This is a genomic window from Cytobacillus oceanisediminis, from assembly GCF_007830235.1.
Lineage (GTDB): Bacteria > Bacillota > Bacilli > Bacillales > Cytobacillaceae > Cytobacillus > Cytobacillus oceanisediminis.
Genome location: NZ_VLKI01000023.1, coordinates 44,197 through 62,403, shown reverse-complemented (window position 1 = coordinate 62,403; position 18,207 = coordinate 44,197). Strand labels below are relative to the sequence as shown.

General features: G+C 40.4%; 16 protein-coding genes and 1 other annotated feature. Of the genes, 2 read left to right on the top strand and 14 right to left on the bottom strand.

The genetic code is table 11. The annotated features are described in order from the left end of the window. Nucleotides 1-2: 2 nt before the first annotated feature. The 4 genes from IQ19_RS24035 to IQ19_RS24020 form a co-directional block, all read right to left on the bottom strand. Nucleotides 3-1,070 (bottom strand): ABC transporter ATP-binding protein, encoded by a 1,068-nt coding sequence (locus IQ19_RS24035; protein ID WP_144545864.1) that lies wholly within the window; start codon nucleotides 1,068-1,070, stop codon nucleotides 3-5. A gap of 12 nt (nucleotides 1,071-1,082) precedes the next feature. Then, entirely contained in the window at nucleotides 1,083-2,000 is a 918-nt protein-coding gene (locus IQ19_RS24030) for an ABC transporter permease (protein WP_394137198.1), read from the bottom strand. Beyond that, nucleotides 2,000-2,935: an ABC transporter permease gene (locus IQ19_RS24025; protein ID WP_144545860.1), complete on the bottom strand. Its 936-nt coding sequence runs from the start codon at nucleotides 2,933-2,935 to the stop codon at nucleotides 2,000-2,002. The genes IQ19_RS24030 and IQ19_RS24025 overlap by 1 nt, the downstream gene beginning before the upstream one ends. A 94-nt stretch (nucleotides 2,936-3,029) precedes the next feature. After that, a complete protein-coding gene (locus tag IQ19_RS24020; protein WP_144545858.1) occupies nucleotides 3,030-4,676 on the bottom strand; it encodes a peptide ABC transporter substrate-binding protein in 1,647 nt (548 codons plus the stop codon). A 616-nt stretch (nucleotides 4,677-5,292) separates the two neighbouring features. Beyond that, nucleotides 5,293-5,511 (top strand) — a binding site (T-box leader). A 123-nt stretch (nucleotides 5,512-5,634) separates the two neighbouring features. Between IQ19_RS24020 and trpS the strand changes: the two genes are divergently transcribed. Next, the gene (gene trpS, locus IQ19_RS24015; protein WP_144545856.1) at nucleotides 5,635-6,624 is read left to right on the top strand and encodes a tryptophan--tRNA ligase; all 990 of its coding nucleotides are present in this window, start codon (nucleotides 5,635-5,637) and stop codon (nucleotides 6,622-6,624) included. A gap of 39 nt (nucleotides 6,625-6,663) precedes the next feature. Here the strand turns inward: trpS and IQ19_RS24010 are convergent, their stop codons facing one another. From IQ19_RS24010 to IQ19_RS23965, 10 genes are all read right to left on the bottom strand, one after another. Next, on the bottom strand, nucleotides 6,664-7,410 hold the full coding sequence (locus tag IQ19_RS24010; protein WP_144545854.1) for a YjbA family protein: 747 nt from the start codon (nucleotides 7,408-7,410) through the stop codon (nucleotides 6,664-6,666). 91 nt (nucleotides 7,411-7,501) lie between these two features. Next, nucleotides 7,502-7,717 carry a YuzI family membrane protein gene (locus tag IQ19_RS29450; RefSeq protein ID WP_144545852.1) on the bottom strand — a complete coding sequence of 72 codons (216 nt, stop codon included), beginning with the start codon at nucleotides 7,715-7,717 and terminating at the stop codon, nucleotides 7,502-7,504. Nucleotides 7,718-8,203: 486 nt separating this feature from the next. Next, complete coding sequence (gene opp4C / locus IQ19_RS24000) at nucleotides 8,204-9,124, bottom strand: oligopeptide ABC transporter permease (protein WP_144545850.1); 921 nt, start codon at nucleotides 9,122-9,124, stop codon at nucleotides 8,204-8,206. A 12-nt stretch (nucleotides 9,125-9,136) separates the two neighbouring features. After that, nucleotides 9,137-10,102 (bottom strand): oligopeptide ABC transporter permease, encoded by a 966-nt coding sequence (gene opp4B / locus IQ19_RS23995; protein ID WP_144545849.1) that lies wholly within the window; start codon nucleotides 10,100-10,102, stop codon nucleotides 9,137-9,139. A 95-nt stretch (nucleotides 10,103-10,197) separates the two neighbouring features. Then, nucleotides 10,198-11,928 (bottom strand): oligopeptide ABC transporter substrate-binding protein, encoded by a 1,731-nt coding sequence (gene opp4A / locus IQ19_RS23990; RefSeq protein ID WP_144545847.1) that lies wholly within the window; start codon nucleotides 11,926-11,928, stop codon nucleotides 10,198-10,200. Nucleotides 11,929-11,963: 35 nt separating this feature from the next. Further along, a complete protein-coding gene (locus IQ19_RS23985) occupies nucleotides 11,964-12,980 on the bottom strand; it encodes an ABC transporter ATP-binding protein (protein ID WP_199749545.1) in 1,017 nt (338 codons plus the stop codon). Beyond that, nucleotides 12,980-14,005, bottom strand: coding sequence for an ABC transporter ATP-binding protein (locus IQ19_RS23980; protein WP_144545843.1), 1,026 nt, complete (start codon nucleotides 14,003-14,005; stop codon nucleotides 12,980-12,982). Before IQ19_RS23980 ends, IQ19_RS23985 begins: the two co-directional genes overlap by 1 nt. A 155-nt stretch (nucleotides 14,006-14,160) precedes the next feature. Further along, nucleotides 14,161-14,817 (bottom strand): DUF2268 domain-containing putative Zn-dependent protease, encoded by a 657-nt coding sequence (locus tag IQ19_RS23975; RefSeq protein WP_144545841.1) that lies wholly within the window; start codon nucleotides 14,815-14,817, stop codon nucleotides 14,161-14,163. 305 nt (nucleotides 14,818-15,122) lie between these two features. Then, on the bottom strand, nucleotides 15,123-16,361 hold the full coding sequence (gene fabF / locus IQ19_RS23970; protein WP_144545839.1) for a beta-ketoacyl-ACP synthase II: 1,239 nt from the start codon (nucleotides 16,359-16,361) through the stop codon (nucleotides 15,123-15,125). A 63-nt stretch (nucleotides 16,362-16,424) separates the two neighbouring features. Further along, nucleotides 16,425-17,357 (bottom strand): beta-ketoacyl-ACP synthase III, encoded by a 933-nt coding sequence (locus IQ19_RS23965; RefSeq protein ID WP_144545837.1) that lies wholly within the window; start codon nucleotides 17,355-17,357, stop codon nucleotides 16,425-16,427. A gap of 237 nt (nucleotides 17,358-17,594) precedes the next feature. On the opposite strand from IQ19_RS23965, the gene IQ19_RS23960 reads away from it, so the two are divergent. Continuing rightward, nucleotides 17,595-17,960: a hypothetical protein gene (locus tag IQ19_RS23960; protein WP_144545835.1), complete on the top strand. Its 366-nt coding sequence runs from the start codon at nucleotides 17,595-17,597 to the stop codon at nucleotides 17,958-17,960. Nucleotides 17,961-18,207: the final 247 nt, after the last annotated feature.

The window sequence follows — 18,207 nt, the reverse complement described above, 5'->3', positions numbered from 1 at the left end:
GATTATTTACCCTCCTTCACTAATACTGGCTTTTCAAATGTGGAGGATAATTGGCGCATACGTTTCTTTACAGCTTCAGGCGGCTCAACCTTTGGAGCATCCGGATGAAGAAGCCATGTTTTTGCAAAGTGAGTTTCTGAAATCTGGAACATTGGCGGTTCTTCTTCAAAGTCAATTGCAAGCGCATAGCTATTTCTTGCTGCAAACGCGTCTCCTTTTGGAGGATTTGTTAAATCCGGAGGAGTACCAGGTATGGCAGCTAATTCAGCTGAATCATCACTATCCACACTTGGCATGGAAGCAAGAAGACCCCATGTATATGGATGGCGCGGGTCATAGAATATTTCATCTACAGTACCCATCTCAACAATTTGTCCGGCGTACATTACAGCTACTCTATCTGCAACATTGGCTACCACTCCAAGATCATGGGTGATAAAAATGATGGATGTATCCATTTTGCTCTGGAGATCCTTCATTAGCTCAAGAATTTGTGCCTGGATTGTAACATCAAGTGCTGTTGTCGGCTCATCGGCAATTAAAAGCTTTGGATTAGCAGCAAGAGCAATCGCAATCATGGCACGCTGTCTCATACCGCCTGAGAATTCATGAGGATATTGGTTTACTCTTTTTTCAGGCATCGGAATACCTACTAAGCGAAGAAGTTCAATCGCTCTATTCTTTGCATCCTGCTTGGACATATTTTGGTGCTTTATTAAGCCTTCCGTTATCTGGTTCCCTATTTTCATTGTCGGGTTTAGGGATGTCATAGGATCCTGGAATATCATACTGATTTCTTTTCCACGGATTTTTTCCATTTGTTTTTCGGTTTTAGGTACTATATCGTCACCGTTTAATAAAATCTGGCCTCCGGAAATTTGGCCTGGCGGCATGGGTATTAGCTTCATAATTGACTGGGACGTAACACTTTTACCTGACCCTGATTCACCAACGATGGCAAGCGTCTCTCCCTTATGAAGGTCAAAGCTGACACCGCGGACTGCTTTTACTGTACCTCCATATGTTTGGAATGAGACTTCTAAATTTTTGACTTCAAGTAATTTTTCCATATTCTCACTCCTTTATTTGCGCATTCTAGGATCTAGAGCATCACGTAATCCGTCACCAACTACGTTGAAAGCGAAGATTGTTAGACAGATAAACGTAGCAGGGAAGAATAAACGCCATGGATAGTAACGCATCGCTGGAAGGCCGTCATTGGCCATTGTACCCCAGCTGGCAAGCGGTGGAGTCAATCCAAGCCCCAGAAAGCTTAAGAATGCTTCAGTAAATATTGCAGAAGGGACAGTTAATGTCATGGTAACTAGAATCGGTCCCATAGAGTTTGGAATTAGATGTTTGCTCATAATTCTATTAGTATTGGCACCAAGCGTTTTCGCTGCCAGAACATATTCCTGACTCTTTAGTGATAATACCTGTCCACGGACAATACGTGACATGTTGATCCAGCCTGTGATAGACATCGCTATGATCATAGTAGTTAAACCCTGTCCAAGAACAACCATTAACAAAATAACTAATAGAAGATAAGGAACACCGTAAAGAATATCGGCAAAACGCATCATAAATTCATCAGTACGCCCGCCTTTATATCCGGCGATTCCGCCCCAGATTACACCGATAATCAAATCAATCAACGCTGCAGCAACACCGATAAAGATTGATATTCTTGCACCCTCCCATGTACGTGCAAACACATCACGTCCGAGGTCGTCTGTACCAAACCAATGTTCAGAAGAAGGAGGCTGATTCTTATTGCTCAGATCATTTGAAGCGTAATCATATGGAGTCATATATGGTCCAAAGATCGCCATGAAGATTAGTAATCCAAGTAAAACTAACCCAAATAAAGCGAGCTTGTTTTTTCGAAATCGGATAAAAACATCTTTCCAAAATGAAAGACTTGGTTTTGAAATTTTTTCAGCTTCGCTTAGCTGTGTACCGACTAACTTAAACTTATCTTTCGAAATCTGCATAATTACTCTCCTTTCTTCCCGCCAGCAAGTTTTATGCGTGGGTCGATGATTCCGTATGCAATGTCAACAAGGAGAATAGATACAAGCAACAGAATACTGTAGAAAACTGTTACACCCATAATTACCGTATAGTCACGGTTGTTAATACTTGTTACAAAGTGTGCACCTAACCCAGGAATACCAAAGATCCTTTCAATTACAAAGCTTCCTGTCAAAATGCCGGCAGTCAACGGCCCCATATATGTTACAACTGGTAATAGTGCATTACGGATTGTATGCTTTATTGTAATTACTCCACTGCTTAGTCCTTTTGATTTTGCTGTTTTAATATAATCATTTGCCAAAACCTCAAGCATGCTTGAGCGTGTTAAACGGGCAATGAATGCCATCGGTGTTGAAGCAAGTGCCAAGGCTGGGAGAATAGTATGCATGAATGATTCCCAACGTGCTACAGGGAAAATCCCCATTTTAATAGCGAGGAAATACTGCAGGAAAGATGCCATGATAAAGGAAGGCACAGAAATACCAAGAACTGCAATAATCATCGCTGTATAGTCAGGCCATCTATTATGTTTTAACGCTGCAATGATTCCTAAGAGAACTCCAAGTGCCACCGCGATAAAAATTGCTTCCATCCCCAGTAGGAATGATACCGGGAAACCTTCATTTATTAAATCATTAACCGTTTGGCTTTTATATTTAAATGATGGGCCGAAATCCCAATTTACAATTCTAACTAGATACTCCCAATATTGTGCATACCATGGCTTGTCTAAGCCAAAGTGGGCATTCAGGTTAGCTTCAATTTCGGGAGGAAGTTTTTTCTCTGATGCAAATGGGTTTCCGGGTGCAATGCGCATGAAGAAAAACGTTGCTGATACGATCATCCACAAGGATAGGATCATATACAGTAAGCGCTTTCCAATATATTTCGCCATTGTCAAACACCTCCAAATTATTACAATGCCTTAATCAGAAACGAAGGTATATGGGATTTAATATCCCATATACCTTTCGTCAAGTTAGCTATTCTTATTCAAAGTAAGCCCATTTGTACTGAACATCACCAAGGCCAGATACAGCCACATCTTTTAAGTTCTCAGCTTGTACCCAGTTGTTTGTGTAGAAATAGATAGGTGCTACAGGCATCTCTTCCATGAAGATTGCTTCTGCATCTTTCAATAATTGCTGGCGAGCATCAGCGTCAGTTTCTGTTGCCGATTTAGCAAGCAGATCCTGGAACTCTTTGCTTTCCCATCCAGTATTATTGTTTCCGCCGTCAGCGTCACGATACATTTCTAAGAAGTTGATTGCATCGTTAAAGTCACCTAACCAGCCCATACGTGCAACTTGGTAATCCATTTGATTTACTTTATCAAGGTATACATTCCACTCTGAGTTATCAAGAGTTACTTCAACACCAAGATTTTGTTTCCACATATCCTGGATTGCCTGGGCAATCTTTTGATGTGCTTCAGAAGTGTTGTAAGATAGCGTTACAGCTGGAAGTTCAGAAGCATCTTTATATCCAAGCTCTTCTAAACCTTTTTGTAAAAATTCTTTAGCCTTTTCTACATCATTGTCAGGGAAATAACCCTTCTCGTTTTCTTCAAACATTGATGGAGGAACAATTGCCATTGCTGGAAGCTGTTCACCCTGAAGGATGTTATCAATAAGCTCCTGACGGTTGATTGCATGTGCAAATGCTTTACGGATATTTACATTGTTGAAAGGCTCAGCAGTTGTATTGAACTTGTAATTGTAGATACCTGCGATAGGTTGAGTTACTAGGCGGCCTTCATCTTTAAGAGCCTGCATAGCATCAGTTGGAAGTGCACCTGTTGGAGCACCTGCCCAATCTAATTCGCCGTTGTCAAACATTGATAATTCAGTGTTTGGATCATTGATCATGATCATTTCGATCTTGTCTAGCTTAACTGTTTCTGCATCCCAGTATGTTTCACTCTTCTCAAGGACAATTTTGTCACTATGAGACCATTCAGTCATATGGAAAGGTCCGTTAGTTGTGAAATTATCACCAGCATCTGTTGCCCATTCTGGGTTAGCTTCAGCAACTTTGCTGTTAAATGGTAGATAAGTGTAGAATGCTGTTAATTCCAAGAAATATGGTGTTGGGTTTACTAATTTAACTTCAAGAGTTTTGTCATCGACTGCTGTAACACCTACATCATCCAGTGAACCTTCACCAGTGTTAGCTGCTTCAGCACCTTCGATGTAGTAAAGCTGATAAGCATATGTTGAGTTATTGGCAGGATCCAAAGCCCATTTCCAAGCAGTTGCAAAGTCTTGAGCAGTTACAGGATCTCCATTTGACCATTTTGCATCACGGATTTTGAAAGTGTAAGTCTTTCCATCCTCAGAAACCTGAACATCTTCAGCCATTGCATTTTCAGGCTTACCATCTTGGTTGATACGAGTTAAGCCTTCAAGAACCTGACGAAGAACAGTTCCGGATGTGGAATCCTCAGCTAATCCTGGGTGTAAAGATGGTGGTTCAGTATTGATATTTACTCTTAATTCCTGCGGTACATCAGACTTTCCGCCTTCGTCGCCGCCTTTGTCGCCGCCGCCAGCATTGTCTCCTCCGCCGTTGCACGCAGCAAGGAACATGCTTAGCACTAGCAGCATGCTAAAAAAGATCGATAATCTTTTGTTCACGGTTTTAACCCCCTATATAATTTCCTCAAACAGTACCTTTACGGGATAACCCTATTTTAAAACACAACTGTACGCCCCAGATATATTGCTTAAATAGTCTGTTAATTCAATTTGCAAAAATTTGCAGACTATTTAGAAGGCAACAAAAAAAGCAAGTTTATATTCTCTTAAAGATAGATTATTCCTTTATTCTGACAATTCAGCCTAAAAGAAATGAATCTTTAATATGTAAGCTATAAACTTACTCATTATGTACCATACTCTCGCTATCCGGAGTTATATAGTTTTGTTTTAAAATGTAACAAAATCGTAAAGAATATGTTTGTTACGTTTATTATAAATAGTTTAAAAACTTATTGCAAGTAGCTTTTAACTGCTTCAAAACAATCTAGCATTATATTTTTTGTTTAACCTCTTATAAATTAAGATTTTTAAGATTTTAAAAAAAATTTAAAATTTATCACTTTATAGATTATTAATAGTGAAAATAATCCTATTTTTCCCAATCCCCTTTCCCGGAAAGGCAGTTGTCATACTCGTCTTACTCCCAGTTATTTACTTGATTTTTGTATATCAATAGTATATTTTATTATATAATAACAATAAAATTTATTAGAAATCGGCAATGAAAAAAGAGTAGTACATTTATTTAGGGTTGGTAGAGAGCCTGTGGCTGGTGAAAACAGGAAACCCGGTAAATCGAATGGACTTTTGAGCCTTCTGAATTTTTCAGGCGTATCCTCTCGTTATCGAGGATCTATGCATAAAATATGCATAGGACAGAGTGACTCATATTGAGTAATTAGGGTGGCAACGCGGACCATTCGTCCCTATTTTTTTAGGGATGAATGGTCTTTTTTATGCTTATTTTAAGCATAATATGTAAATGCTTGCAATATATCCTACATTTTACAGCTTGTTAAAAGTGCTTTTTTCAGCCGAATAAAGGAGGAAAAACATGAAAACCATCTTTTCCGGCATCCAGCCGAGCGGGACGATTACCCTCGGAAATTACATTGGTGCCATGAAGCAATTTGTTGAATTGCAAAATGAATACAATTGTTATTTTTGCATTGTTGACCAGCATGCGATAACAGTTCCCCAAGACAGACTTGAATTACGAAAGAACATCCGCAGCCTTGCTGCCCTCTACTTGGCAGTGGGGATTGATCCAGAAAAATCCACATTATTCATCCAATCAGAGGTTCCTGCACATGCCCAGGCTGGCTGGATGATGCAATGCGTTTCTTATATCGGGGAACTGGAACGCATGACTCAGTTCAAGGATAAGTCTGAAGGAAAGGATGCGGTCTCTGCGGGATTACTTACTTATCCGCCACTTATGGCTGCTGATATCCTTTTATACAATACTGATTTAGTGCCTGTAGGAGAAGACCAAAAACAGCACTTGGAATTGACGCGTGATTTAGCAGAAAGATTCAATAAGAAATACAATGATATCTTTACAATTCCTAATGTGAGAATCGCTAAAGTTGGCGCCCGGGTTATGTCGCTTCAGGATCCGTTAAAGAAAATGAGCAAATCGGACCCAAATAAAAAGTCATTTATTTCACTATTGGATGACCCTAAACAAATCGAAAAGAAAATTAAAAGCGCAGTTACTGATTCAGAAGGAATCGTTAAGTATGACAAGGAAAATAAGCCGGGAGTTTCCAATCTTCTTTCAATATACTCCATTCTTTCGGGTAAACCGGTAGCGGAAATCGAAAATGAATACGAAGGCAAGGGCTATGGCGAGTTCAAAGCTGGCCTGGCAGAAGTTGTTATTCATACGATTAAGCCAATCCAGGATAAATATTATGAGCTAATGGAATCTCAAGAACTTGATGATGTCCTTGATCAGGGAGCTGAAAAAGCACGTAAAGTCGCAAATAAAATGATTGGGAAAATGGAAAATGCCATGGGACTAGGCCGGAAAAGAAAATAAAAAACAGCCATTTGGCTGTTTTTTTATTATTGGAAATCTCTAATTCACCTTTGGACCATGCTCCATTTCCCATAACTTTTCAAAAAACGGCTGCCCTTTAATCAAATTCTCACAAAATTGCTCATGCTTGCTTGACCAGCCATATTTGCTTTCCTCGTACAGTTCATACCATGCTTCTTCAAAATTCAATGACTGGATTTTGGAATACCTTTCCGGACTCCATTCGGTGTACCAGTAGCGGACTTCAGCATCATTCTTTGAGGAATGCAGCTGATCAAGGGCCATAAAAAGCAATTGTTTCAGTTGCCTTTCTTTCCTGGTAAGCCCCATCATAAGATCAGGTGATGGTGAAAGAATATGAAAATCCTTTAGTGCTGTTTGGTCATTAAATGAGTAGGTTTTCGCATCTTGATTATCCAGCATTTCGTAAGCAAGCTGTTCCTGGCGAGGAATCAGCCTGCTCTTTCTGATTGGAATGTTATAACCTATTGTGTCCACAGCCAGGATGCCTGTCCCATCTGATACAACAAAGCAGTATTCCAATTGGATTCTCTCATGATTTTTCCTTAAATAAGCCTTTTGATAGATGTCATCAAGCAGTTGTTGTGGTAGCTCTGAAAGATCATTTTCAATGTAATTAAACAAAATCGGGTCAATCTTTAATAACGGTACCTGGTCTAGCAATTCAACGCCATCATCTTTTCTCCATTCGTGAAAATGGCATACATTATATCCATTTTCTTCCCCTTCAAACCAGTTCACCCAAACATCATGAAGATATAACATTTTTAAACCCCCACTTCAACAAACTGTTTGTCACTCAGTATGGGCAGTCAGCAGTAAATTTATTCCTTAATTACATTCAGAATCCATTTTTTTATCTTTTATTACTGTCAAAAGGAAAGTATATACTTATCCAAATGATTAACATGCCTGCCGGAAGCAGATAACATTCTGGCCGGGAAGTAATAAAAAACAAATATTCCTTAAAGGCATGTCCCGTAGCAAGCAAATTCAAATACGCTATAACGCTGACACCGCCTGAGACCGCAATTCCGAAACCAGTCAATAGCAAAAACGCTCTAAATAGCATACCGTATCACTGTGCTGTGAGCCCTAAATTGTATTAAAGCTGCCATGAACCCACTCCTTGCCTTGTCCTTTTTAAACATATATATGAAAGAACTTGATCGGTTATGTACAAGCTATCCGAAAAGCAGAAACGATTTGGCCTCCCCCACTTGGGGGACCGATTTTTATTCTAACGAAGCCTTACTTCTTGGAACTAGACAGTTATCAGGTTTAGAAAGCATTTATACAACAAAAAAAACGCCACACTATGGCGTTTTTGATTGGAGTGGAATGTGCGAAGACTCCTGCGGGAGCAAGGGTCAGGGGAGACCCCGCTGGAACGGAGTGACGAGGAGGCTCCCCGGGCCGCCCGCGTTCGCTGAGCACCTGGAACGGAAATCAACAGACCCATTTCACAGACGGACTAAAAAAGACTGTAGGCAAATCCGATTTTCATCGAGTTTGTCCACAGTCTGAAACGCCACACTATGGCGTTTTTTTGCTTTTATTAACGGTTTGATTTAGGGTTGAAGGCATCCTTTAACCCTTCACCTATAAAGTTAATGGAAAGAATAGTGAAAGTTAAAACGGCTGCCGGCGGAATCCAGATCCACCATTTGCTAGTTAAAACATCAGGGCTTCTGGCCTCCTGAAGCATATTACCCCAGGTAGGAATGTTGATTGGAACACCGAACCCCAAGAAGCTTAGTCCTGTCTCAGCAACAATCATTGCTGCCAATGTAATCGTTGCTTGTACAATAATAGTCGACATTACGTTTGGGAGCAAATGCTTAAAGATTGTTTTAGGTGCTGAACAGCCGATAGAGACTGCACTCATAATATATTCATTTTCTTTCTCAGCCATAACCTTGCTTCGCACCAGACGGGCAGTACCGGTCCAGCTGAGTACACTGATTACAAATATAAGAGTACCTGTACTTGATTCGATAAAAATTGATTTTAACACAATAACAAATAGAAGAAACGGAAAGTTCATCATAAAGTCTGTGAATCTCATTAGGGCATTATCGACCCAACCGCCAAAATATCCCGCAGTGGCACCTACAAGAGTACCAATTGTAATAACTGAGATCGTGATTGAAAATGCAAGTAATAGTGAAGTTTTACCGCCGTGTAAAGTACGGGCAAATACATCTCGTCCTGACTTATCAGTACCGAAATAATGCTCAGCAGACGGCTCTTTACTCATTTGCGTTAAATTAATCTTAGCTGTTTCCTCAACCGGCATAGTTAGCGGCTCAGCCAATATGGACATTGCACAGACAATCAGCAAAAAGACCAAACTAACCATTGCTATTTTATTGCGCAAAAACTTACGGCGGGCGAGAGCCCATGGTGATTGACTCTTCGGCGGTTTAACAGGTTCTACTAAACCAGGCGAAGTTTGCTGTGAAATTGAAGGTTCCATACTCTCACCTACCTAACTTAAACGAATACGCGGATCTACTAAACCGTATAGTAAATCTGCAATTAGATTTCCAATTAGCGTTAAAATGGTCAACATCATGGCAATGGCCATCATAACAGAATAATCACGTGCGTTAACTGACTCTACGAATAAATAGCCGATGCCAGGGTATGTGAAAATGGTTTCGGTAATGATTGCCCCTCCAAAAAGATTAGCAATATCGAATCCAAGCAAAGTAACGATAGGTATGATTGAGTTTCTTAGAATGTGCTTATTATAAATCGCAGATTCCTTCGTACCTTTAGCTCTTGCAGTACGAACATAATCTTTGCGAGAGCTTTCGATCATATCATTTCTTAAGAATTGTGTATAGGCGGCTGTAGCCATGGCGCCCAATACAAGAGCTGGCAATACTGTATGTTTTGCTTTACTTAAGTAGTAATCCAGTGTTCCTGGCTCTACCCCGCTGCCAATACTTCCGCTGGCCGGAACCCAACCGAGGTTAATGGCAAATACATAAATCGCAACTAAAGCTGCAACAAAGCTAGGTATAGCAAGTGCAAGATAGTTAAATGCTGATATTAAATAATCTCCAACGCTATAGGCAAAACGCCCAGAATATCTTCCCATTAGAAAAGCCAATAAATAAGTTATTAAAAGAGCTGCTATTCCCAAAATTATTGTGTTCGGCAAACGGTCTCCGATTAATTCCATAACCGGGCGCTTATGAACAAATGAATCTCCAAAATCTCCTTGGACCACTCCACTCATCCAGCGGACATACTGTACAGGTATAGGATCATTTAATCCCATCTTATCCCGCATTTCTTCGATATATTCCGGATCAGAGTTTAAAGGGTCAATTTTTCCAGATAGTGCATCTCCAGGCATTAACTTCGCCAAAGAAAATACTACTACTGAGATAAGGAAAATTATTGGAATCATACCTATTAGTCGTCGAATTGTGTACTGTAGCATTTTCCATTCCCCTTACCAAACAAAAATTTATTCGTTGGTTAAACTAGCAATCATTGGGGGAAGATCCCCCAATGATGCAGTTTCCTTTTATCCAATTACTCTACAATGTGCCACTTATGGAACTCATCTGTTCCAAATGGAGTTACTTTAACTCCACCAACACGCTTGTTGATAGCCCATGGATCAATACGCTGTTCAAAGAAGATGATTGGCAATTCTTCGTTAACAAGCTTTTGCCATTCGTTATAGATTTCCTGACGGTGTTCAGTTACATCTTTGCTTGAGTCTTCAGGGAATGTTACACCCTTCTTGATTAGCTCATCAGACTTTTCGCTGTACCATCTCCACATGTTCCACTTATCAGTAGATAACCAGATTCCAGCTGGATCCGGATCTGCAGCAAGTCCCCATGCGCCCATGAATGTTTCAACAGATGGATCATCTGCTTCAATAGTGTCATAGAATAGGTTAAAGTCTTTTAATGAACCGCCGTTAAGCTTAGCGTTTAAGCCAATTTCCTGCCATGATTGAAGAATGAATTGAGCACGTGCTTCTGAAGTTTCTGCTCCAGCCATTGCATCAAAGTTAATTGTGAATGGATTTCCTTCTGGATCTTCACGGAAGCCGTCGCCGTCCTTATCAACATATCCTGCTTCGTCAAGTAAGCTCTTTGCTTTTTCTACATCATACTCATATTGATTGATTTCAGAATCATCAATTTTAGCCCAAGATACTGATGGGAATGGAGTATTTAAAGGTTTTCCTAAGCCGTTTGCAAAACCATCAATGAATGCTTGACGGTCAATAGCATGTGCCATTGCATGGCGAAGGTTTTTATTTTGGAACTTCTGGTTATCAGAAACCACTACACCTTTTTTAGTGTCATAGTGACCCCAGTCGAAACCAATATAGCTGTAAGACATTGCATCTGCTTCTACCGGATTTACATTATCAAGAGCTTTAATAGCTTCCCACTGATCTTTTGGAGCTTCAATAACATCGATTTCTCCGTTTTGCACTAAACCTTGTGCAAGAGATCCATCAATGATTTTGTAAACGACACCATCTAATTGTGGTTTGCCTTGCCAGTAATCATCAAAACGCTCAAATTCCACCATTTCACCTGGTACGATATTCTTAATCTTGAATGGTCCAACACCGATTGGGTTTTTACGAACTTGGTCAGCATCTGGAAGTTCTTTAGAAGAAATATCACCGTAATAATGCTTTGGTTCAGGATAAGACCAGATGTTGTCTAATAAGTTAACAGATGGTTCTGTTACTGTTACTTCTATTGTGTAGTCATCGATTACTTTAATACCTTCGATAGTGTCAGCTTTTCCATCTTTGTATTCTTGAGCACCTTTGATCATTGCTACGTTAGCAAAACGAGGTCCCTCGTAAATTGGATCAGCAATTAAGTACCAGGCGTATTCCATATCTTCAGCTGTTAATTCTTCGCCATCATGCCACTTAACACCTTGCTTAAGCTTGAAAGTTAATTTTGTTTTGTCTTCTGAAAGTTCCCATTCAGCCAGGTTTGGCTCAGGCTGTAACTCGTCATTTGTAGCTACTAAACCCTCATGCATGAACTGAAGGGCATTTGCATCATCTTCCCCTTCATAGTAGGCATAAGAGAATACGCCTTTAAATGGCTGTGTGTAACCGAAAGTTACTGTTCCGCCTTCTGTTGCTTCTGTTTTTGTTTCTCCATCCGTACCGTCTTTAGGCTCTTTTTCAGTATTAGCTTTCTCGCCAGAACATGCTGCTAGGAATACAGACATGATCAGAAGTACTGAAAGAAGCCAAAATGCTGATTTCTTCATTGTTTTCCCCCCGAAAAATATTTTTTGACAAAGCATTATTTATATAAGTGACAAGCGACTCTATGCCCAGGCTTCACCTCCCTTAATTCCGGTTTTACACTCTGGCACTCCGGCATTGCATGCGCACAGCGCGGATGGAATGTGCATCCTTTTGGAGGATCGATCGGGCTCGGAACATCCCCCTCTAAAATGATTCTTTCTTTCTTTTTGCGCGGATCCGGTTCAGGGATAGCAGAAATAAGTGCTTGAGTATACGGGTGGAGAGGTTCTGCATAAATGCTGTCTTTATCCGCCACTTCCACCAGACCGCCCAAGTACATGACACCAATCCGGTCACTCATATGTTTAACAACGCTCAAATCATGGGCAATAAACAAAAAAGTAAGATCAAATTCATCCTGTAGCTCTTTTAATAGATTCAAAACCTGCGACTGAACAGATACATCCAGGGCTGAAACTGGTTCATCTGCAATAATCAATTTAGGCCTTAAAGCCAGTGCCCTGGCAATCCCGATACGCTGCCTTTGTCCGCCGGAGAATTCATGTGGATATTTATAATATGCATCTTCAGGAAGTCCAACTTTTGCAAGAAGATCCAATACTTCAGGCTTCAGTTCTTTTTCAGATTTATTGTTATAATTTCTGATCGGCTCAGACACCAGATGCCCAACCATCATCATAGGATTTAAGGATGCATAAGGATCCTGGAAAACCATTTGGAAGTCCTGGCGGATTTTCCGTAAGCTTGTTCCTCTGACATTCGTTATATCCTGCCCGTCAAAAATGATTTGCCCTTCAGTTGGCTCGAGCAGTCTGAGGATCGTTCTGCCGGCTGTTGATTTTCCGCAGCCTGATTCACCTACAAGCCCCAGTGTTTCCCCTTTTCTTATTTCAAAAGAAACATCATCAACCGCCTTGACAACTGCCACTGTTCTTCTAAGTATTCCACCTTTTATCGGATAGTACGTTTTAAGGTTTTTAACCTCAAGAAGCATTTCATTGTTGCTTTTATCCTTTTTTAACACAGCAGTATTTTTATGTTCTGTATTCATTATGCGTTCACCTCTGTTTTCGGGCGGCTTGTCTCATAAAGGAGACAGGCAACCTCATGTCCTTCTTCATTTTCTGCCAATTGAGGTGTAATGGTTAAGCATTCTGGCATTGCCTTCGGGCAGCGCGCCGCAAATTTGCACCCTGTTTTAGGCATATTTTTCAATGAAGGCACAATTCCTTTGATCGTGCTGAGTGTTTCAACTTCTTCATCCATTTTTGGAATGGCTCCCATTAAGAGCTGTGTATAAGGATGTTTCGGATTATGGAATAAAGAATCGACATCTGTCCGCTCCGCAATTTTTCCTGCATACATAACGATTACTTCATCGCACATCTCCGCGACAACACCCAGGTCGTGAGTTATTAAAATAACTGACATATCATTGACTTCCTGGATCTCTTTCAGAAGCTCCAGAATTTGGGCTTGTACCGTTACATCCAGTGCTGTTGTCGGTTCATCGGCAATCAGCAGCTTTGGCTGGCACGCAATCGCAATGGCAATCATAACCCTTTGTCTCATACCGCCTGAAAGCTGGTGCGGATATTCATCAACTATCTTTTCCGGCCTTGAAATTCCGACACTTTTTAAGAGTGCAATACTTTTAAGGCGAGCTTCTTTTTTTGATATTTTCATATGGTTGAATAATACTTCCTGCAATTGAAAGCCGATAGAAAATACCGGGTTTAATGAAGTCATAGGCTCCTGGAATATCATCGCGATATCCTTTCCCCTAATCTTATTAATCTCTGAATCTGTCATATTCTCCAAGTGGACACCATCGAATAAAATTTCTCCGTTGCGGATTTTTCCTATTCCTTTCGGCAGAAGCTGCATGACTGAAAGACTCATTACAGATTTACCGCAGCCGGACTCCCCTACGATTCCGACTATTTGCCTAGGCTTAACCCTAAAGGAAACGTTATCAACAGCGTTGTAATATGTACCATCTATAGAAAAAGCCGTTTCTAAATTCTTCACCTCTAGCAAAGGTGTGTCATTATGTAAATGGGATTTAGCGCTCATGGGACACCTCTTACCTTTTCGAATTATTCTGTTAATTCGTTCTATTTGTCTAAAATATTATTACAAAGTTATTACAATTGCAAGATTTTTTTAAAATTTGCTAAGATTCATTTTTCTAACCTTTAAAAAAGCCCTACTTTAGGGCTTTAAAGCGTTTATATATCCAGTTTAAATTTAGTTGGTTTTACAAAATATTCGGACGGCGCAATAAAAGATAGTTTTGTAGAAAAACTTTTTTTCTCTCTAAACTCTCTAATAATTTCATATCCCGCTGCATATCCCAGCAATTGCGGATAGGGCTTTTCACCGTATAATAACTTCTGATGAAGCCTTTCCTCCTTTTTCACCTTTAAATGATCCTTGAGTATTTTTTCCCACCAATGTCTTATTTCTTCTTTCGAATATAATGTGCACCATTTCCCCCTGTACTGCTTACCGACATTCATTTCAACAGAATGCTCAGCCAAGCCTTCCAGGATAATGGAATCCAGCAAAGTATAATCTTCCAAACTTTTTTTCTGGCTATTAATCCGGCAGGAATGGTGGTATTCATGAACGAATATAGCCTCCAATTCCTTTTCATCTACGTCTGGGGTTATAAATAGAAAAAACATGTTTTTAAATGATACACCTGATTTTCCGTTCTTCCTTGAAAATAGTCCTCCCGCTGCTGCCGGAAAAATGTATACATCAATTTCCGGCCCTGCCCATTTATGCTTATATTTTAAATATATTTTTTCAGCAAGGCACCATGCTTCCTTTTCTTTTAATTCCCTGAAAGTATTCCTGCTGCTGCGATCAGGCTTATACATTCCGAAATTTATTAAGTATTGATATATTTTTTGGGAATTCGTTTCATTGAAGGATTTGAGTAGCTTTTCACAAATTTCAATCGGATTGTTAAAGCTTTCTTCAAGCCATTTATCTGTTTCGACTATCCCACTTTCCCACCCCCAACTTTTGATGATCCTCTTACAATTTTATGTAGATGAGTGGACTTTAGTTCTTTGAGGACACATAAAAAAGGCATACAATATAGCTGGCTAAAAATTCCCGCAAAATAAAAAGCTGACTCATTAGGTCGTTATATAACGACTTTTTGAGTCAGCCTCTTCAATTACTCATATTTTTTAAAAACAATCGTTGCATTATGGCCGCCAAATCCTAATGAATTGCTCATCGCAGCCTTTATTTCTTTTTCTCTTGACTTGTTTGGCACATAATCAAGGTCACATTCAGGATCAGGTGTTTCAAGGTTAATCGTAGGAGGCAAAACGCCTTCTCTCATTGCCAGCACTGTAAAAATGGCTTCAATTCCGCCTGCTGCACCAAGAAGGTGGCCTGTCATCGATTTAGTCGAGCTTACAGCCAATTTGTAGGCATGCTCGCCAAAAACCTCTTTAATCGCCAATGTTTCAAATTTATCATTATAATCTGTGCTCGTTCCATGAGCATTAATATAGTCGATATCCTCCGGATTTAAGCCGCCGTCTTCAATCGCCATTTTCATCGCTCTCGCTCCGCCTTCTCCGCCTGGTGCCGGAGCGGTGATGTGATAGGCATCTCCTGTTGCTCCATATCCGACAATTTCAGCATAGATTTTAGCACCTCGTGCAAGTGCATGTTCCAATTCCTCAAGTACGACAACACCTGCTCCTTCACCTATGACAAATCCGTCCCGATTTTGATCGAATGGACGGCTGGCCGTTTTCGGATCAGGATTAGTGGATAGAGCCGTATTGGCACAGAATCCTGCCACAGACATTTTCGTGATCGGCGCTTCTGCTCCGCCAGTGATCATCGCATCAGCATCGCCCCGTTGAATGACCTTAAAAGCATCGCCAATCGAGTTTGTTCCTGTTGCACATGCCGTAACGGTACATGAGTTAAATCCTTTTGCCCCAAGATAAATGGAGACCTGGCCGGTAGCCATATCCGGAATCATCATTGGTACAAAAAACGGGCTAACCCTTCTGTATCCGCGTTTTAAAAACGTTTCATACTGGTTTTCAAAGGTTTCCATCCCCCCGATTCCGGAACCGATCCAAACACCAATACGATGTGCGTTTTCATCTGTAATCTGAAGGTTGGCATCTTTTACTGCCATCAATGAAGAGGCAACAGCATAATGTGTAAACCGGTCCATCTTTCTGGCATCTTTTTTGTCCATGTACTCTTCAGGACTGAAATCCTTTACTTCTGCAGCCACTTTGGCTGGATATTCCTCCGCATTTAATCTTGTTAGAGGACCTACTCCGGATACCCCTGACTTAATTTTGGTCCATGTCGTTTCTGTATTATTTCCAAGTGGTGTTACAGCACCAATGCCTGTAACGACAACTCTTCTCTTATCCATTGTGATTGCAGCTCCTTTTAGAATATCATCAAATGGTTTTATAAATATTTAATATTGCTCTGTTTATTTTCCCCAGCGCATGGCAATGGCGCCCCATGTTAACCCTCCGCCAAAACCAACCATCACAAGCAGATCATCGTCTTTAATTTTACCGGCCTCAAGCTCTTCAACCAGCGCAATCGGAATTGAAGATGCTGAAGTATTTCCGTATTTATGAATGGTTTTTGACATCTTTTCAACTGGGAGTTCAAGCCTTTGCCTGGATGCTTCCATGATTCGGATATTTGCCTGGTGAGGGATAAGAAAATCCACATCCTCTTTTGAAAGCCCAGCTTTATCCAGTACGTTAATACAGCTTTCACCCATCTGGCGGACCGCAAATTTAAATACCTCGCGTCCGTTCATGATGATATATTCATCCTGGTAAAGATGCTTAGCTCCGGTTCCATCGGCACCCAGTTCAAACGAGAGGATGCCCCTTCCATCAGATACAGGGCCAAGCACAACAGCGCCGGCTCCATCACCAAATAAAACAGCCGTGTTCCGGTCATTCCAATCAGTAATTTTTGATAACTTTTCTACACCTACTACTAATACATGTTTATAGGTTCCTGTTTCAATAAACTGTTTACCTGTAATGATACCATACATGAATCCTGCACACGCAGCGCTGACATCCATTGCTGCTGCCTTGGATGCTCCCAGACGCTCTTGCAGCATACAGGCAACAGAAGGAAATGGGTAATCCGGAGTAACCGTTGCGACCAGAATCATATCCAAATCCTCAGCTGCAATTCCCGCATTATCCAAGGCATTCATTGCTGATTCATAAGCCATGGCTGATGAATCAATGTTATCATCCGCAATTCTTCTTTCTTCAATTCCAGTCCTTGTTCGAATCCATTCATCCGAAGTATCTACGATTTTTTCCAAGTCAGCATTTGTCACCACTTTTTCAGGCAGATATCTTCCAATCCCAATAATCCCTGCATTCATGGAGCCCCACTCCCTTTCTGTTATCCCCGTATTGTTTACAATACAACAATCATTCATCGCATATTTAATATATATTATTATCAATTATTATGACTTGGTACTAATTTTATCAAAGGTAGATATAAAAACGCAACACTTTTTAAACGCTGCCCTCCATTTACTCCACAAATGTCTATACGCTCCAGAAGCTTCTTTCATATGTTGTGATATAGGCATCTGAAAGGAGGAAGATCGCATATGCTTGATGAGGAATTTAAAAACAAAGACGAAGATGAAAAAGAGGCGGACCCGTTTACACAATTTATGTTTGGACCCAATTTTAGAAGAAAAAGGCACCAGGAAGAGCTGCAGGATGAAGTAGATATAGAAAAAGAACCTGAAAGAAGAAGTAAGCCCCAGCATGATGACTGGCTATTCGGCGGAAGAGAGCGCCCTCATGAAGATGACAGTTTAAACGGCAAAGTTAACCATATACTTAACAACATTAACTACGAGGAACTTATGAACAATATTGACACACTAATGACTTCAGCCAGCCAGTTAAAGCCGCTTCTGAAAAAAGCAAGCCCGTTCCTAGAACAATTTTGGAAGAAGAAGGGTTGAAGGTGGATGAAGAGGAGACTCTTCATCTTTTTAGGTTAGGAATTTTGATTGAAGTAAAATCTGGTTTTTGTAGGTCCAGCAAAAGTAAGATTCATAGACTTTAGGATCCTATAAGCAGTATGCCTGGAGTTAAGGTTTAAGAAGTCCCGGCAATTCTTGTTTGTTATTTGCGTGTTGATCAGCAAAAAGTAATCGGTTACTGCTTGAATATGGGCGGTTCTTGTAATCTTTGCACATTTGGAACAAC

What these genes read in the sequence shown, in the direction of transcription:
- IQ19_RS23985 (WP_199749545.1), bottom strand. Translation starts at nt 12,980, where the DNA reads ATGAATACAGAACATAAAAATACTGCTGTGTTAAAAAAGGATAAAAGC.
- IQ19_RS23965 (WP_144545837.1), bottom strand. Translation starts at nt 17,357, where the DNA reads ATGAATGCAGGGATTATTGGGATTGGAAGATATCTGCCTGAAAAAGTG.
- IQ19_RS24010 (WP_144545854.1), bottom strand. Translation starts at nt 7,410, where the DNA reads ATGTTATATCTTCATGATGTTTGGGTGAACTGGTTTGAAGGGGAAGAA.
- IQ19_RS23980 (WP_144545843.1), bottom strand. Translation starts at nt 14,005, where the DNA reads ATGAGCGCTAAATCCCATTTACATAATGACACACCTTTGCTAGAGGTG.
- opp4C (WP_144545850.1), bottom strand. Translation starts at nt 9,124, where the DNA reads ATGGAACCTTCAATTTCACAGCAAACTTCGCCTGGTTTAGTAGAACCT.
- IQ19_RS29450 (WP_144545852.1), bottom strand. Translation starts at nt 7,717, where the DNA reads ATGCTATTTAGAGCGTTTTTGCTATTGACTGGTTTCGGAATTGCGGTC.
- IQ19_RS24025 (WP_144545860.1), bottom strand. Translation starts at nt 2,935, where the DNA reads ATGGCGAAATATATTGGAAAGCGCTTACTGTATATGATCCTATCCTTG.
- IQ19_RS23975 (WP_144545841.1), bottom strand. Translation starts at nt 14,817, where the DNA reads ATGTATAAGCCTGATCGCAGCAGCAGGAATACTTTCAGGGAATTAAAA.
- IQ19_RS23960 (WP_144545835.1), top strand. Translation starts at nt 17,595, where the DNA reads ATGCTTGATGAGGAATTTAAAAACAAAGACGAAGATGAAAAAGAGGCG.
- opp4A (WP_144545847.1), bottom strand. Translation starts at nt 11,928, where the DNA reads ATGAAGAAATCAGCATTTTGGCTTCTTTCAGTACTTCTGATCATGTCT.
- opp4B (WP_144545849.1), bottom strand. Translation starts at nt 10,102, where the DNA reads ATGCTACAGTACACAATTCGACGACTAATAGGTATGATTCCAATAATT.
- fabF (WP_144545839.1), bottom strand. Translation starts at nt 16,361, where the DNA reads ATGGATAAGAGAAGAGTTGTCGTTACAGGCATTGGTGCTGTAACACCA.
- trpS (WP_144545856.1), top strand. Translation starts at nt 5,635, where the DNA reads ATGAAAACCATCTTTTCCGGCATCCAGCCGAGCGGGACGATTACCCTC.
- IQ19_RS24035 (WP_144545864.1), bottom strand. Translation starts at nt 1,070, where the DNA reads ATGGAAAAATTACTTGAAGTCAAAAATTTAGAAGTCTCATTCCAAACA.